We start from the raw sequence: 15,385 nt of genomic DNA on the forward strand, positions 1-15,385 counted from the left end.
CCCGAGAACTCCACGAGACCCTCGCCGCCGCCCGCGCCGAGCAGGCCACCGACACCTGGAAGACCAGGTACGCCCTGCGCGCCGGGATCGAGGGCACCATCAACCAGGCCCTCGACGTCACCGGTCTGCGCAACGCCCGCTACCGCGGCCTGCCCAAGACCCGCCTCCAACACGCCTTCTCCGCCACCGCGGTCAACATCATCCGCCTCGACGCCCACGGGAACCCCGACCAACCGGCCTTCACNCCCCGCACCAGCAGACTCACCCGCCTCAGCCACCAACTCGCAACCCAAACCCCGAATTAAGCAGCAGAGTCGGCGGAGGGCGCAAAGCCGGCCGGTGGCCTTCTTCGCCACCGGGCCGGGCCGGCGGGCAGTAGCGTTGGCAACTGTGTCCTCGCCTAGAGAACCCGGTCCGGTCGGCGCCGCCGCGGTGAGGTCGGCCCTGCCGGCATCCTCCTATCCGATCGAGCGGACTCGGCTCGACAACGGCCTGCGGGTCCTGCTCGCTCCCGACCGCACGGCGCCGGTGGTGGCCGTCTCCGTGCACTACGACGTGGGCTTCCGGTCCGAGCCCGAAGGCCGCACCGGTTTCGCTCACCTGTTCGAGCACCTGATGTTCCAGGGCAGCGCGAACGTGGGGAAGGCGGAACATCCCAAGCACGTCCAGGCCGCCGGTGGAATCTTCAACGGCTCCACGCACCCCGACTACACGGACTATTTCGAGCTGCTGCCGGCCGGGGCGCTCGAACTGGCCCTGTTCCTCGAGGCGGACCGGATGCGGGCGCCCAAGATCACCCGGCAGAACCTCGACAACCAGATCGCCGTGGTGCAGGAGGAGATCCGGGTCAACGTCCTCAACCGGCCGTACGGCGGATTTCCCTGGATCAAACTGCCGCCGGTGGCGTTCGACACCTTTCCCAACGCGCACAACGGCTACGGGGATTTCTCCGAGTTGGCGGCGGCCAGCCTCGACGACGCGGAGGACTTCTTCGACAAGTACTACGCCCCCGGTAACGCCGTGCTTACCATCGTCGGCGACTTCGACTCCGGCGAGGCGCTGACCTTCGTCAACCGGTACTTCGGCGACATCCCCGCCCGCGCGGTGCCGCCGCGGGCGAGCTTCGCGGAGCCGGTGCCCGCGGCGGAGCGCCGGGCGGTCCTCACCGACCCGCTCGCTCCCCGCGCGGCGCTCGCGGTCGGCTACCGCGTCCCCGACCCGATCGCCGACCTGCCCGCCTACCTCGCCTACTACCTGCTGACCGAGGTGCTCAGCGACGGCGATGCCAGCCGTCTGGAGCGCCGTCTGGTCCAGAAGGACCGCTCGGTGATCGGGGTCAGCACCTACCTGGGCGCGTTCGGCAATCCGTTCGACCAGCGCGACCCGCTGTTGCTCACTCTGGAGGCCCGCCAGTCCGAGGAGTCCAGCGCCGACGTGGTCCTCGCGGCCGTCGACGAGGAGCTCGCCCGGCTCGCGGGGGACGGACTGGAGGACGGCGAGCTGGAGCGGGTGCAGGCCCGGGTGGCCTCCTCGCTGCTGCGCGAGGCCGACGACGCCCTCGGCCGTGGGCTGGCCATGGCCGTGCACGAGCTGCACCGCGGCCGGCCCGAGCTGGTGAACGAACTGCCGGCGGAGCTGTCGGCCGTCACCGGCGCGGCGGTCGCCGCCGCCGCCGGTTCCCTGCTCGACCAGGGCCGTTCGGTCCTGGAGCTGCATGCCGGCGCCGCCTCATGATCGGGAGTGCTGTGACCTCGACATCGACGAACTCCGCGCGTTCGGCGCCGCCGGCGGCCACCGCCACCCCGGCCGCCCCGGCGGGCGTGATCCCCGCCGTCCGGCCGACCGAGCCGGCGGCGCTGCCCGCCGTCACCGACCGCACCCTCGCCAACGGCCTGCGGGTGCTGGTGGTGCAGCGGGGCAGCGTGCCGATCGTCGAGGTGCGGCTGCGCATCCCGTTCGCCGGGCGCGGGCCCGTGTACCAGGCCCGCGCCGAGGTGCTGGCGGAGACCCTGTTCACCGGGTCGCGGCGGCTCAACCGGGTGGGGCTCGCCACGGAGGTCCAGCGCCTCGGCGGCTCGCTGTCGACGGGGGTCGACAGCGACCGGCTCGCCGTCGTCGGCTCCGCGCTCGCGGCGAACCTCGAGCCGCTGCTGGAGATCATGGCCGACGTGCTGCTCGGCGCCACCTTTCCCGACGACGAGGTCGCCGGCGAGCGCGACCGGATCGTCGAGGACACCGCGGTCGCCCGTAGCCAGCCCGCCGTGATCGCCCGCGAGGCCCTGCTCGAGCGGCTGTTCGGCGACCACCCCTACGCCACCGCCATCCCCGACCCGGACGTGGTCGGGCAGGTCGGCGCGGCGGACGTGCGCGGCCTGCACGCCGAACGGGTCTCGCCGGCGGGGGCCATCCTCACCCTCGTCGGCGACGTGTCGCCCGAGCGGGCGCTGGCGGCGGTCACCGCGGCGCTCGGGGACTGGTCGGGGCGGCCCGCGTCGAGCGCACCGCCGCTACCCGAGCTGCACCGCGGCCCGATCGTCATCGTGGACCGCCCCGGCGCGGTGCAGACGAACATCCGCCTCGGCGGGGCAGCCCTGGACCGGTCCGCCCCCGGTTACCCGGCGCAGCGGCTGGCCAGCACGATCTTCGGTGGGTACTTCAGCTCCCGGCTGGTCAACAACATCCGCGAGGACAAGGGCTACACGTACTCGCCGCGCAGCTCGATCGACCACTACCAGGTCGGATCGCGCTTCACCGTCGCCGCGGACGTCGCCACCGAGGTGACCGGCCCGGCCCTGCTGGAGATCCTCTACGAGCTCGGGCGGCTGGCGGTGCTCCCGCCGACGCAGGACGAGCTCGACGCGGCCCGCCAGTACGCCGTCGGCACGCTCGCCATCGGCAGCGCCACCGCCGCGGGGCTCGCCTCGACGCTGTCCGCGCTGGCCGGCGTCGGCATCGGCGTGGAGTACCTGCGCGACCACCCGCGGGCGCTGGCCGAGGTGACGGCCGCCGACGTTCAGGCCGTCGCGGCCGACCTGCTGGCGCCCACCGGACTGATCACGGTGCTCGTCGGCGACAAGGCCAAGATCGTCCGGGCGGTGGGGGCCCTCGGGCTGATCGAGTCCTGACGCGGTTCGCCGAGCCCCGGTCGGGCGAGGCGCGCCAGCCTGCCGGGCGGCGCTGAGCGCTCGCCCGACCGGCGTCGCGTCAGCGCCGGCCGGAGGTGGACCGCGGCGGCGTCGGGCGAGGCGCGCCCCCGCCCGACCCCGGTCCCGGCGTCGCGCCCGCGGGGCCCCCGCCACCATGCCCCGGACCGCCGCCGCCAGGACCGCCGCCGGCCGGGCCCCGGCCACCGAGCTCGCCCGGAAGCACCGCTCGCGGGTCGCCGACCGAATCGACGACCTGTCGGGCCAGGTCATGGACGCGACGGCCCATGCCTCGGGCCGTGCGCCGCAACCTCTCGAACGCCTCCCGCGGCCGGATCTGATTGCGTTCCGCCAGCACGCCGATGGCCTGTTCGACGATCACCCGGGACGCCAGGGCGTGCTCGAGCTGGACGACGGACAGCCGGAGCTGCTCGATCTCCCCAAGGTCACGCTCCGCTCGGCGTGGGCGGCCGGGTGGGGCGAGGTCCTCGGCCAGCAGGTCGGCGAGAACCATCGCGGAGATGAGATCACCGACCGGGCGGACCTCCGCCCCCGGACCCTCCACGACCCAACCGGCGGGCGTCCGCCGCAGCCGCATGTCCGCGGTCGAACGCCGGGAGACGGCCGGAGCGGGTTTGGCGGCACCGGTCCCCGCGGCACCGGTCCCCGCGGCACCGGTCCCCGCGGCGCCGGTCCCCGCCGGGCCGGTGCCGCCGCCGGGCGCGGGCGGCGGAGCCGGTCGCGGCGGACCGGCCCGGCCGGGCGGTCCGGGGCGGACCCCCCGCGCGAGGGCCTGGGGCGTCGGCACCCGGCCAGGTGGCCGCGGGGGGGTCGGTGGGACCGCGGCGGGCTCCGGCCCGTCCACGGGCCCCGGCGGCGCACTCCCGGGCGGTCGGGAGGTGCCGGCCGGTGGCGGCGGGGACGTCGCGGCAGGACCGTGAGCCCCTTGCTCGCCCGCCGGCCCCTCGGCGCCTCTCGGCCCCTCGGCGTGCGTCGGCCCCTCGGCGTGCGTCGGCCCCTCGCCGCCTGGTGACCCTTCGCCGCTGGGTGCTGCGGCTGTGCTGGGTGCCGCGGCACCGGGCCGGGCCGCAGGTGCCGCCTGGGCCGGACGTTCCTCGTCCGGTGTGCCGACCAAGGCGTGGTCGCCGGAGCCGCCGGCCTCCCGGGAGTGATCGCCGGGCCGCGGTCCGTTGGGCGAGACGGCCGGCGGGGGTGGCGAGGGGATGTCGCCCGTGGCCGCGAGGGCGTCCGCGATTGCCCGGACCAGGGCCAGTGTGTCGGCTGACACGCTCACCTCACCGTGGTCCAGACCGACGAGAAAACCGAGTAGTCGGCCGTCCGTGGGGATCACCGGCATCGCGAGATAGCTGTGCACCCCCAGTTGGCGATGCTCGGCCGTGTCGGCCGCGGGATGCCCCGGGCCGACTCCGGTCGCCGCCGCGGGCGCACCGTCGAGCATGCGGGCGATGACGCTGTCCGCCCGGGGATAGTGGGTTCCCTCGCCGAGATCGGCGAAGGTTCCGGTCACACGGAGATAGCTCGCAGTCGTCGCAGATACCACGACGAAACAGGCTGTCTCCATCCGGTCCAGGGCGCGAACGGCCCGCAGCGCGGCATCGACGGTGCTCCACGCCTGTTCTGAAGGTGCTGACGACACAGGCCGAACTCTCCCACAAACTTCACGGGCAGTGACGGACACCGTCCCACGAGCCGGCCGCGTGTGCGGTGGGAAGGTAAGAAATCCCGGGATGTCGTTGCTCTACGTATCCGTTATGCGGCAGAAGTGACCTTCTCAGTGACCTGGCGGACGCTAGGGTTCGTCATCACAGTGCCATCGGGAAAGAGCACGGTCGGTACGGTCGCGTTCCCGTTGTTCGCATCGCGGACAAGTTGCTCTGCTGTCGGGTCGTTCTCGATATCAACGGTCCTGTACTCCAGCCCGGCGCGGTCGAGTTGGCTCTTCAGCCGAACGCAGTAGCCGCACCAGGAAGTCGTGTAGATCGTGAGCACGAAAGGGCCTCCAAGCCACTGGGACGCAACGGTCGGTGTAACAGCGTCGTGCCTGCGACGCTTCCCGGCGCGGGTGGGGACTACCGTGTCGGGGGATGTCCGGATCGCCTGGCCCCGCCGCGCGGGCCGCCGCCTCCCCCGGGGCCGGGGACCTGCTGGCCCAGCTCGATCCCGAGCAACGGGCCGCGGCTGACGCCCCCCTGGGACCGGTCTGCATCCTCGCCGGTGCTGGTACGGGCAAGACGCGCACCATCACGCACAGAATCGCCCACATGGTCGTGGACCGGGGGGTTGGCCCCGGCCAGATCCTCGCCGTGAGCTTCACGACCAGGGCGGCGGGGGAGCTGCGCGGCCGGTTGCGGGCCATGGGTGTGCCCGGTGTGCAGGCACGCACGTTCCATTCGGCGGCCCTGCGGCAGTTGCAGCACTTCTGGCCGGCCGTGGCCGGCGGACCGCTGCCCCGACTCGAGTCCAGCAAGATCCCCAACATGGTGCGCGCCGCGGGGCGCCTGCGGCTGAGCCCGGACCGCGCCGAGCTGCGGGACCTGACCGCCGAGGTCGAGTGGGCCAAGGCCAGCCTCGTCGCGCCCGCGGACTACGCCCGGCTGGCGGCGGCCGGCGGCCGGGAGACCGCCACCCCGGCGCAGACCGTCGCCCGGCTCTACGCCGCGTACGAGGAGGTCAAGCGGGAGGCCGGCGTCGTCGACATGGAGGATCTGCTGCTGCTCACCGCGGCCATGATCGAGGAGCACGACTGGGTCGCCACCGAGGTCCGCTCCCGGTACCGCCACCTCGTCGTCGACGAGTACCAGGACGTCAACGCGTTGCAGCAGCGCGTGCTCGAGGCCTGGCTCGGTGAGCGCGACAGCCTCTGCGTCGTCGGTGATCCGCACCAGACCATCTACTCGTTCGCCGGTGCCTCGCCTCGCTACCTGCTCGACTTCCCCCGCCGCCACCCGGACGCGGCGGTCGTCCGGCTCGTGCGGGACTACCGGTCGACCCCGCAGGTCGTGGGGCTGGCGAACCGGCTCGTGCAGGCCGCGCCCGGCACGAGGCTCGTCGCCGCGGCGCCCGACGGCCCGCCGCCGGTCTGGCTGGAGTGCGACAGCGAGGCGGACGAGGCCGCCGCCGTCGCCAGCCGCATCCGCACGCTGATCGCCCGCGGGACGCCGGCCAGCCGCATCGCCGTGCTGTACCGGATCAACGCCCAGTCCGAGGCCTACGAGGCCGCGATCGGCGCGGCCGGCGTCGCCTACCTCGTCCGCGGCGGCGAGAAGTTCTTCGCCCGGCCCGAGGTGGTCGCGGCGCTGCGGCTGTTGCGGGCCGCCCTGCGCTCGGCCGACACCGACCGGCCCGCCGGGCTCGCCGACACCGTCGCGGACATCCTCGGCGCGTTGCACTGGCGGGCGGATCGGCCGTCGGCCGGGTCCGGCGCGGAGCGGGAGCAGTGGGAGAACCTCGCCGCCCTGCACCGCCTCGCCGTCGACCTCGCCGCCCGTTCCCCGCAGGCGGGCCTCGCCGAGTTCGTCGCCGAGCTCGGCGATCGCGTCACCCACGAGCACCAGCCCACCGTGGAGGGGGTGACGCTGTCCACGCTGCACGCCGCGAAGGGCCTGGAATGGGACGCGGTGTTCCTCGTGGGGCTGACCGACGGCACGCTGCCGCTCGTCCACGCGAAGACCGCCGAGCAGATCGCCGAGGAACGCCGCCTGCTCTACGTGGGCGTGACGCGGGCCCGTACTCACCTCGTGTTGTCCTGGGCCTTGGCCCGTGCCGACGGCCGGCGCTCGCGGCGCCCGTCCCGCTTCCTCGACGATCTGCGGCCGGCGCGCCGTGGCCTCGTCCCGGCCGCCGGCGGGCGGGGTGGCCCCGGGGCCGGCGGACTGAAGGGGCCTGGCAGTCCAGCGGGGACTGGCACCACAGGGGGGGCCGGCGGCGCGGCGGGGCGCCAGGGGGCGACGGAGGAGACCGGCGCCGGCGGCGGGCCGGGCCGGGGACGCTCGGCGGTGCGCTGCCGGGTCTGCGGGCGGGCCCTGACCGGCGCCCAGGCCAGGATCGGGCGCTGCGAGGGCTGCCCCGGCGACGTCGACGCGGCGCTGTACGAGCGGCTGCGGGCGTGGCGCGCGGCCACCGCGCGGGAGCTGCACATGCCCGTCTTTGTGATCTTCACCGACGCGACTCTGCAGGCGCTCGCCGAATGCCGGCCGCGCTCGGTCCCGGAGCTCGTCCGGATCCCCGGGATCGGCCAGGCCAAGCTCGACCGCTACGGGCAGGCGGTGCTCGACCTCGTCGCCGGGCGCACCCCGCCGACGCCCACACACGAGCCCTCGTAACTGCGGGTGTCCGACACGCGACACAGAAAATACGTTGAGGTTCGCGTGGCGACCTTCTACCGTTACCCACGACGCCCGACGCAGGCCCTGGAACGGCTGCGCTCCATGGCTTCCCGAGAAGGAGGTGATCTCGCTGTGCTCAGCATCGTGATGGACCAGGCCGGCACCGAGATCGCCCGTCCCCGGGGATATCGGCCCGGCCCGTCGGCCAGCGGTGCCGTCGAGCCCGTGCCGGCCGTCGTCGAGGCGTCCGTCGTTCTCGGCCAAGCCGCCCCCGGTAAAGCCGCCCTCGGCAGCCCAGCTCTCGGCCTAGGTGTTCTCGGCGCGGTCGGCCGTCTCGGCCGGTCCGGCGTGGTCAGCACGGTCGGCGCCCTCTTCGTGGCGGACGTCCGTGTGCTGGCGGCCTGCCATGGCACCGAGGCCCAGGGGACGGGTGCGCCCGCCGCCGGCGTCTCGGGCACGGTCCTCGGCCTGGGCGGGTTCACCGCGATCGCCGATCGTCCGGCCGGCGAGCCGACGCGTCGGCTCGCCATGTCCGGGAACCCGGCGTCGTCCTGGAACACGGCCTCCGCCGCGGCCCAGGCGTCCGAGCACGCAGACCGTCACCTCATCTCGGGATCCGCTCGCGATCCGCTCCCGGACTAGTTCCGCGGAGCCGACGCCGAGGCCGCGATCCCCATGGGGATCGCGGCCTTTGTCGTTTTGCTCCTTCTATCCGCTCGAAGACCTACCCGTGTCGGAGGTGACACCGGTGTTCGATCACTCGATCGTCTCCCGGATCGAGCGGGATCGGCTGGTCCTGCCCTGCTGGGACGTCGATCCTGAGATGTTCTTCGCTGAGTCCCCGGCGGACGTGGAGACCGCCAAGGCGGTCTGCCGTACCTGCCCGGTCCGGGTGGCGTGCCTGGCCGCGGCCCTCGACCGGGCCGAGCCGTGGGGGGTGTGGGGTGGCGAGCTGGTCGTGACCGGCACCGTCGTCCCCCGCAAGCGGCCCCGCGGCCGGCCGCGCAAGGTCCGCCCGGAGGAGGTCGCGGCCTGACGGGCGCGGCGGGCGGGACACCGGTTTGTCGGCGTCCCGCCCGCCGCCGTTGGCCGTTGATTTCTTTCAGTGCTCCCGTCGGCACCGGTACTGTTCCGGCGTGCCCAGCAGCGAGCGTGTATATCCGATGTCGACCGGAACGGGAACGGCGCCGGGGGTGGCGCCGGAACCGGTCGGGTCCGACGACCTGTCTCTCGCCGTCGCCGCCCTCACCAGCCCCGACCTGGCCGAGATCGTGGACCTCGCCGCCTGGGTGGATGCCGGCTGGCTCTACGTGGCCAACGCCGACGGCTCGGCCCGGCTGCCGGTGACCGATCCGGACGGCCCCTGGGAGGTCCGCTTCGGGCGGCATCCGCTGGCCTGCCAGGACCCGATGCACGGGGTGCCCCTGGCCGCGGCGCTGGCGGATCCGTCGCCGCCGAACGAACGCGACGCCTACCCCTTCGCCGGTCGCCGGCTGCTGTCCGCGTTCGGGGACGCGACCCGGTCGCCCGACCTGATCGTCGTGCACACCCCGCGGCACTACTGGCCCGAGCGCGGCGGGCACCTCGGCGAGCACGGCTCGCTCAACGCCGGCCAGTCCCGAGCCCCGCTGGTGCTGTCCGGCCCCGGCGTGCGCGTCCGGGGGCTGCGGCCCGGCGCGGCGCGGATCATCGACGTCGCACCCACCCTCGCCGCGCTGGCCGGCGTCACCCTGCCCGACGCCGAGGGCACGCCGCTGACCCAGCTCGCCGGTCCGGGCGCGCGCCACGTCGTCGGCCTGCTGTGGGATGGCGCGAACAGCAACGACCTGCTGCACCTAGCCCAGACCGGCGAACTGCCGAACGTCGCCCGCCTGCTGGCCGAGGGGACCGCGCTGACCGGTGGGGCGATCGCCGAGTTCCCCAGCGTGACGCTGACCAATCACACGTCGGCGCTGACCGGTGTCGGGCCGGGCCGGCACGGCATCCTCCACAACGTCTACTTCGACCGGGCCACCGGCCGCCAGGTGATCGTCAACGACGTGAAGACCTGGCACGCCGCCTGCGAGCAGCTCCGCGACGGCGTCGAGACGCTCTTCGAGGCCATCGCCCGCCAGCGCCCCGGCGCGGTCAGCGCCTGCGTGAACGAGCCCGTCGACCGGGGCGCGCACTACTCGACGTTCGGCCTGGTCCGGGCGGCCGGCAACGCCGGTGGAGCCGGCGACATGGGCGACTACCTGCCGCCGGCCGAGGGCGACCCGCACGCCAGCGCGCGCTGGGTCCAGGAGAGCTCCGACTACGCCTGGTCCACCCGGGTGGACGCGCTGGGCTTCGCCCAGGTCATCCAGCTCTGGGCGCCGGGCACTACCCCACCCGACGTCATGTGGTGGAACACCACGGTCACCGACACCGGCCATCACGGCGGCGGTCCCTACTCGGAACAGTCCCGCGCCGCGCTGCGGGACGCAGATGCCCGCCTCGGTGGCTTCCTCGATCTGCTCGCCGAGCGTGGCCTGCTGGCCGAGACCGCGATCCTGCTGACCGCCGACCACGGCTCGGAGGCGGCGGACCCGGCCTGCCGCGGCGACTGGGGCGACGCCCTGCGCGCCGCCGGGGTCCGGTTCCGCGACGAGGGCTACGGCTTCCTCTACCTCGGCGAGTCCGCTCTCGACGGTCTCACCCCGGACGCGATGTAGGTCGGTCGGGTGACCAGGCTCCGCAGAACCGCAGCTAGCGACGCTGGCGTGAGGGTCAGTCTTCGGCAGTGATCGAGTCCGAGGGCGTCTCGTCCCGGGGGATCTGGCGAGGGGGAGCTGCCCGTGCCCGGCCCGCGGCGCGACGGGGGCCGGGCGCTGCGGATGCGCCTGGGGGGTCGGTCGCGGGGGAGACGGCGGTCCTGGCGGCGCGCCGTGATGACCGGGCCGGCCGGCTCGTCTCGTCGGGTTCGGCCTGCGTGGGTACCGCGTCGGCTACGGGAATGGGCTGAGGCACCGGATCGCCGGCAGGCTTCGTGGCGCGCGTGGCCGCCGGGGCGCGTCGCGGCGCGCCGCCCTTCGTCGCCGCCTTGGTCGGTCGGTCGATCCGTTGATCGGCCCGCACCTTCGTGGCTGGCTCCGGCTTCGTGGCTGGTTCAGCCTTTGTGGCTGGTTCAGCCTTTGTGGCCGGTTCGGGCTGTGTGACCGGTTCGGGCTGTGTGACCGGTTCGGGCTTCGTGGTCCGCGCCGGCTTTGCGGCTCGCCCTGGCTTCGGGGTCTTCGCGGTCCTGGAGGTTCGGCGGGTGCGGCCGGCGGTCGGGGNCCCGGGCAGCACGACCGGGCCCGGCAGCGGCCGGATGACCCCGGCCTCGTCCCGGACCGCCAGGACGGGCAGTGTCCGGTCCGGGTGGTTGGCCTCCTCGGCGGCCAGGGCGGCCGCGGAATCGGGCTCGGCGAACCCCGGCTGCCAGCGTTCCATCTCGGCGCGGAAGTGGCCGGTGCTGCCGAGCTGGCAGAGGATCCCGATCGCGCCGAGGGTGACCCGGTGGATGAGCAGGTACGACGGCGGGAGGTTGAGCTGGCGGCCGAGCTGCGCCGCGGCGGAGCGCCAGTCGCTCAGGCGTGCCGCCTCCTTGCGCAGCCAGGCTCGGGAGAAGGTGAACTCCTGCTCGGCGATCGGCGCCAGCATCGGCGCGAGGTAGTCGAGCAGGTCGTCGGCGTCGATCTCGGCGGACGGGGGAATGAACCCCTCGTCGCGCAGGCCGGCGGCCACCGCCTCCGCGTCGCCGGCCAGGGTCTGGCGGGCCAGCCGGCCGATCGGGGCGGGAAGCCCTCCAGGCAGGCGGTTCACGGCGCCGAAGTCCAACACGCCGAGCCGGCCGTCGGGCAGCAGGCGGAAGTTCCCCGGATGAGGGTCGGCGTGCAGCAGGCCGGCGCGCCCGGGACACGAGTAGAGGAACCGCACGAGCAGCAGGCCGGCGGCGTCGCGCTGCTCGGTGGAGCCGTCGGCGATGATGGCGGACAGGGGGACCCCGTCGATCCACTCGCTGACCAGCACCCGGTCCGAGCCGGCCAGCGGGCGCGGGACGACGATGTCCGGGTCGTCGGCGTACGCCTGTGCGAAGGCCGACTGCCAGGCCGCCTCCAGCCGGTAGTCGAGCTCCTCGGTGATCCTGGCCTTGAGCTCCTCGACCAGCGGCTTGATGTCCAGCCCCGGAGTCACCGCGCTGAACAGCCGGGCCGCCCGCCCGAGCTGGGTGAGGTCGGCGACCAGGGCCGGCCCGGCCCCCGGGTACTGCACCTTGACCGCGACTGGCCGGCCATCCGACCACACCGCCCGGTGAACCTGGCCGATGCTCGCCGCCGCGGCCGGCGCGTCGTCGAACTCGACGAACAACGACCGCCAGTCCGCCCCGAGCTCCTCGGCGAGGACGCGGTGGACCACGGATGCCGGCAGCGGGGGCGCCGCCTCCTGGAGCTTGGTCAGCGCGGCCCGGTACGGCGCGGCGACCTCGTCGGGCAGGGCCGCCTCGAACACGGACAGCGCCTGGCCGAGTTTCATCGCGCCGCCCTTGAGCTCCCCGAGGACGCGGAAGATCTGCGCGGCGGTGCGCTGCTGGAGTTCGGAGGCGACGGCTTCCGCGGGACGGCCGCCGATCCGCTTGCCGACGCCGAGCGTGGCTCGGCCGGCGATTCCGATCGGGAGCGTTGCCAGTTTGGCGGTGCGGACGACGGCCCGCCGTGGGATGTCGGACACCGCTCCATCGTGCCCTGTTCCGAGGCGTGAGGGGCGCCGACCGTGGGTAGTGGTCGTGGCGATGTTGCCGCCGCCGAGCCCGGGCACCGCTGCCGGCGCGCGGGCATCCGGCACCCGGATCTCAGGCATCGGTGCCAGCCTGCACCGCTGCGGATCGGGCGGTGCGGCAGGGACAGTTGGGGTGCACCGGCCAGCTTCGCCGGCGGAGGCGCCAGTCCGGCAGGGCGAGCTCCAACGCCCCGTCCGCCGTTACCGGAAGGATCTTCGGAGTGGCGTTTGGCGTGTCGAACATCTCATCTTTGGTGCTTGCGGGTGCGTGGGGCAAGTCCGTGTTGTCGGACTGGTGAAAGCCTGGGCCAGGGTCGGGCGACGGCGGGACGGCGAGGTCCAGGAAGGCCAGCGCCTGCATGGCGGCGATCGCGGCAACGAGGCTGGCGAGGGTGATCTCGCACGGGTCGTGGCCGGCCGGGCGCGGGCGGACCAACTGCATCGCCAGCATCGGCCAGACCGGATCGCGGGCGTGCCGGTGCAGGTGCTGACAGTGCAGGCAGGCCGTTGCGGCCGGCACGACGAGCGGGCCGACGATCCCCGTCGTCTCGCGCACCCCGGCCAGCAGATGAGCGGTCCCGCGGCGTTCGAGGTCCAGGCAGGCACCGGGCGCTACGGTCGGCGGGCCGACCGGGGCCAGCACGATCAGATCCGCGTCGAAGGCATCCACCCCCGGTCCGTTGCCGCGCCCGGGGGGCGGCAGGGATGCGGAGCCGGCCGCGCCGAGACCGGGGCGCCGATCGGCCTGTCGGCGCACCCGGGTCATCGCCGTCCCCGCGGCGAGAGCCCGGGGCCGGCCGACGTCGTCCAGCCGCAGCCCGCCCGGGGACACGTCGGCGGCCGTCGTCACCTCCGCGTCGTCGACCACGACCCGGCCGACCCCGGCCGCGGCGAGCAGGGTCGAGATCTGCGCGCCGACCCGCCCGGCACCCCGCACGAGCACCCGGGCGGCGCGGCGCGCGGCGAGCACCCGGCGGGGGCGGGCCGGATCGGCGGAGCGGATCGACAACGCCGCGAGGTCGGGCGACAGGCGGTCGCGGTCGGCCGGACTCAGTGGCGTCGTGCCCGGGGCCGTTGCCGCGTCGTCGAGCAGGCCGGCCCGGCCGAGCAGGTCGAGCAGATCGCGCGCGGCCTCGCCGCCGTCGAGGCGGAGCTGTTCCAACGTGCGCCGGCCGTCGAGGGCGTCCAGCAGGGCCGCGTGCGGCGGACCGAGGTCGGTGACGAGGACGGCGCGGGCCGGGTCGATGCCGAGTTGCAGGGTGGAGCTGTTGTGCCAGAGCCGACGAAGGCCAGGCTTGAGGATCGGGCGCATGGATCCCCCGCAGGTCCGCCGGCGGCCGAAGCCACCGGACGCGGATCAGGATGACCGGCCAGCGGGCCGGTTGATCCCCACCGTGTCATGCGGGTCCGACAGAACGCGAGACCGCGCCGGCGGCTGTGGAGAGGCTGTGGACCGCCCTGTGGATCGTGCGTGGTCCGAGCGTGCCTCGTCCACACCGGCTCGGCGCCGGCTGGCCCGGCGGGGCAGGGCGCGGTCGCGTCGCCGCCGGATTCAGCGGGTCACGGTCAGCTCGCGGTGCCGGGGTCCGAGCCACCGGGGGNGTCCGGCNTGTCGGTGGGGCCGCCGGGGGACTTCCCGCCGCCCTCGGCGGGCGGCGTGTCGCGCAGCTTCTCGATCTCGCCGATCGGATCGTCCAGGACGCTGGCCGACGCGCCGGTGACGAAGCCGTCCGGCGCGGCCAGGTCGGCCGCCGTGGGCAGCAGGTCGGGATGCGCCCACACCGCGTCGCGCCCCTCCCGCCCGCGGGCCTCGGCCAGCGCCGCCCACAGCGCGGCGGCCTCGCGTAGCTTGCGCGGGCGCAGGGAGAGCCCGACCAGCGTGGAGAAGGTCTGCTCACCGGGCCCGCCCTCGGCACGCCGGCGCCGGACCATCTCGCGCAGCCGGCCGGCGGCCGGCAGATGGCCGGTGGCCGCGGCGTCGGTCACGTGGTCCACCCAGCCCTCGATGAGGGCGAGGATCAGCTCGAGGCGGGCCAGCGCCGCCTTCTGCTCGGGCGTGGTCGCGTCGTTGAACACGTCCTCGCCGAGCGCCTCGGACAACCGCTCCGGGTTCATCAGGGCGGTCGGGTCGACCATCCGCATCACCCGGCCGACGGCCTCGGTGTCCACCGCGATGCCGCGGGCGTACTCCTCGACCGCGCCGAGCACGTGGGCGCGCAACCAGGGCACATGCGCGAACAGCCTGGTGGAGGCGGCCTCCCGCAGCGCGAGGTAGATGCGCACCTCGTCCTCGGGGATCTCCAGCCCGGACCCGAACGCGGTGACCCCCGCCGGGACCAGCGCGGCCGTCCCGGCCGGCCCGAGAGGCAGGCCAACCTCGGTCGACGAGACGACCTCCGCGGCCAGGGTGCCGATCGCCTGCCCCACCTGCGCGCCGAAGAGCATGCCGCCGACCTGGTTCATCATCTGCATGATCGGTCCACCGGCCCCCATCAGGGCGCTGAGATCGACCCCGGGCGGCAGGGCGTCACGCAGCTCGCTGGGCAGCTCGACGCCACCCCCGCCGAGCTGGCTCAGCCCGCTGGAGATCCCCGTGCGCATCGCCTCGACGACCTTGGCGGCAATCGGGTCGCACAGCGTCTTCCAGACCGGCAGCGTCTTCTCGATCCACTCGACTCGCGACCAGGCGCTGGCGGTCGTCGCGCCGGCGGGCAGGGTCGTCACCGGGTCGAGCCAGACGTCGGCGATCCGCAGCGCCTCGGCGACCATGTGCTGCTGCCCCATGGGGACGCTCGACTCGCCGTCGCCCAGGGAGCGCACCGCCACCTGCCGGGCCAGCTCCCAGTTGACCGGACCGCCCTGCCAGGACAGCAGCCGCTCGAGCTCGGCGAAGAACGGCGCGCCGCCGCCGAAGGGGCCCCCGCCCCCGAAGGGGGACCGGGGCTCCTCGCCGCCGCCGGAGGACGCGAAGCCGAACGGGAAGTCGCCACTCATCGGACGTGGCCTGATCGGGGAGCGGGGCGTCGCACGCGCGGTTGGGACATGAACCCACGGTAATGCGTTTTCTGGCCGCCGGGCGAAACGGAGGCCGCCCCGGCCGGTTACGGTCGTGGACGTGGA

10 protein-coding genes and 2 pseudogenes are annotated in these 15,385 nt (G+C 74.5%); 7 read left to right on the top strand and 5 right to left on the bottom strand.

All coding sequences use genetic code 11. The features are described 5' to 3' along the window. The 3 genes from FF36_RS12985 to FF36_RS12995 form a co-directional block, all read left to right on the top strand. A partial coding sequence (locus FF36_RS12985; protein WP_206778456.1) for a transposase occupies window positions 1-244 on the top strand: 244 nt, incomplete at both ends. Between the two features lie 188 nt (window positions 245-432). After that, window positions 433-1,734 (top strand): M16 family metallopeptidase, encoded by a 1,302-nt coding sequence (locus FF36_RS12990; protein ID WP_044885324.1) that lies wholly within the window; start codon window positions 433-435, stop codon window positions 1,732-1,734. After that, window positions 1,731-3,125 carry a M16 family metallopeptidase gene (locus FF36_RS12995; RefSeq protein WP_044885325.1) on the top strand — a complete coding sequence of 465 codons (1,395 nt, stop codon included), beginning with the start codon at window positions 1,731-1,733 and terminating at the stop codon, window positions 3,123-3,125. The genes FF36_RS12990 and FF36_RS12995 overlap by 4 nt, the downstream gene beginning before the upstream one ends. A gap of 79 nt (window positions 3,126-3,204) precedes the next feature. On the opposite strand, the gene FF36_RS32040 is transcribed toward FF36_RS12995, so the two are convergent. Further along, window positions 3,205-4,725, bottom strand: a complete 1,521-nt coding sequence (locus tag FF36_RS32040; RefSeq protein WP_396230172.1) for a GAF and ANTAR domain-containing protein — start codon at window positions 4,723-4,725, stop codon at window positions 3,205-3,207. Between the two features lie 188 nt (window positions 4,726-4,913). Continuing rightward, on the bottom strand, window positions 4,914-5,153 hold the full coding sequence (locus FF36_RS13010; RefSeq protein ID WP_044885326.1) for a mycoredoxin: 240 nt from the start codon (window positions 5,151-5,153) through the stop codon (window positions 4,914-4,916). A 95-nt stretch (window positions 5,154-5,248) separates the two neighbouring features. Between FF36_RS13010 and FF36_RS13015 the strand changes: the two genes are divergently transcribed. The 4 genes from FF36_RS13015 to FF36_RS13030 all read left to right on the top strand — a co-directional run bounded on the left by FF36_RS13015 (window position 5,249) and on the right by FF36_RS13030 (window position 10,182). Continuing rightward, window positions 5,249-7,486, top strand: a complete 2,238-nt coding sequence (locus FF36_RS13015) for an ATP-dependent DNA helicase UvrD2 (RefSeq protein ID WP_044885327.1) — start codon at window positions 5,249-5,251, stop codon at window positions 7,484-7,486. A 135-nt stretch (window positions 7,487-7,621) separates the two neighbouring features. After that, on the top strand, window positions 7,622-8,131 hold the full coding sequence (locus tag FF36_RS13020; protein WP_242419836.1) for a glycerate kinase: 510 nt from the start codon (window positions 7,622-7,624) through the stop codon (window positions 8,129-8,131). 106 nt (window positions 8,132-8,237) lie between these two features. Next, window positions 8,238-8,525 (top strand): WhiB family transcriptional regulator, encoded by a 288-nt coding sequence (locus FF36_RS13025; protein WP_173402707.1) that lies wholly within the window; start codon window positions 8,238-8,240, stop codon window positions 8,523-8,525. 127 nt (window positions 8,526-8,652) lie between these two features. After that, the gene (locus FF36_RS13030; protein WP_236706081.1) at window positions 8,653-10,182 is read left to right on the top strand and encodes an alkaline phosphatase family protein; all 1,530 of its coding nucleotides are present in this window, start codon (window positions 8,653-8,655) and stop codon (window positions 10,180-10,182) included. A gap of 601 nt (window positions 10,183-10,783) precedes the next feature. Here FF36_RS13030 and FF36_RS13035 read toward each other — a convergent pair. The 3 genes and pseudogenes from FF36_RS13035 to FF36_RS13045 all read right to left on the bottom strand — a co-directional run. Next, window positions 10,784-12,217, bottom strand: a pseudogene (locus FF36_RS13035) (ABC1 kinase family protein); the annotation flags it as partial. A 121-nt stretch (window positions 12,218-12,338) separates the two neighbouring features. After that, on the bottom strand, window positions 12,339-13,577 hold the full coding sequence (locus FF36_RS13040) for a ThiF family adenylyltransferase (protein ID WP_044885330.1): 1,239 nt from the start codon (window positions 13,575-13,577) through the stop codon (window positions 12,339-12,341). Between the two features lie 298 nt (window positions 13,578-13,875). After that, window positions 13,876-15,259, bottom strand: a pseudogene (locus FF36_RS13045) (zinc-dependent metalloprotease); the annotation flags it as partial. Window positions 15,260-15,385 lie beyond the last annotated feature (126 nt).

This window comes from Frankia torreyi (assembly GCF_000948395.1).
Lineage (GTDB): Bacteria > Actinomycetota > Actinomycetes > Frankiales > Frankiaceae > Frankia > Frankia torreyi.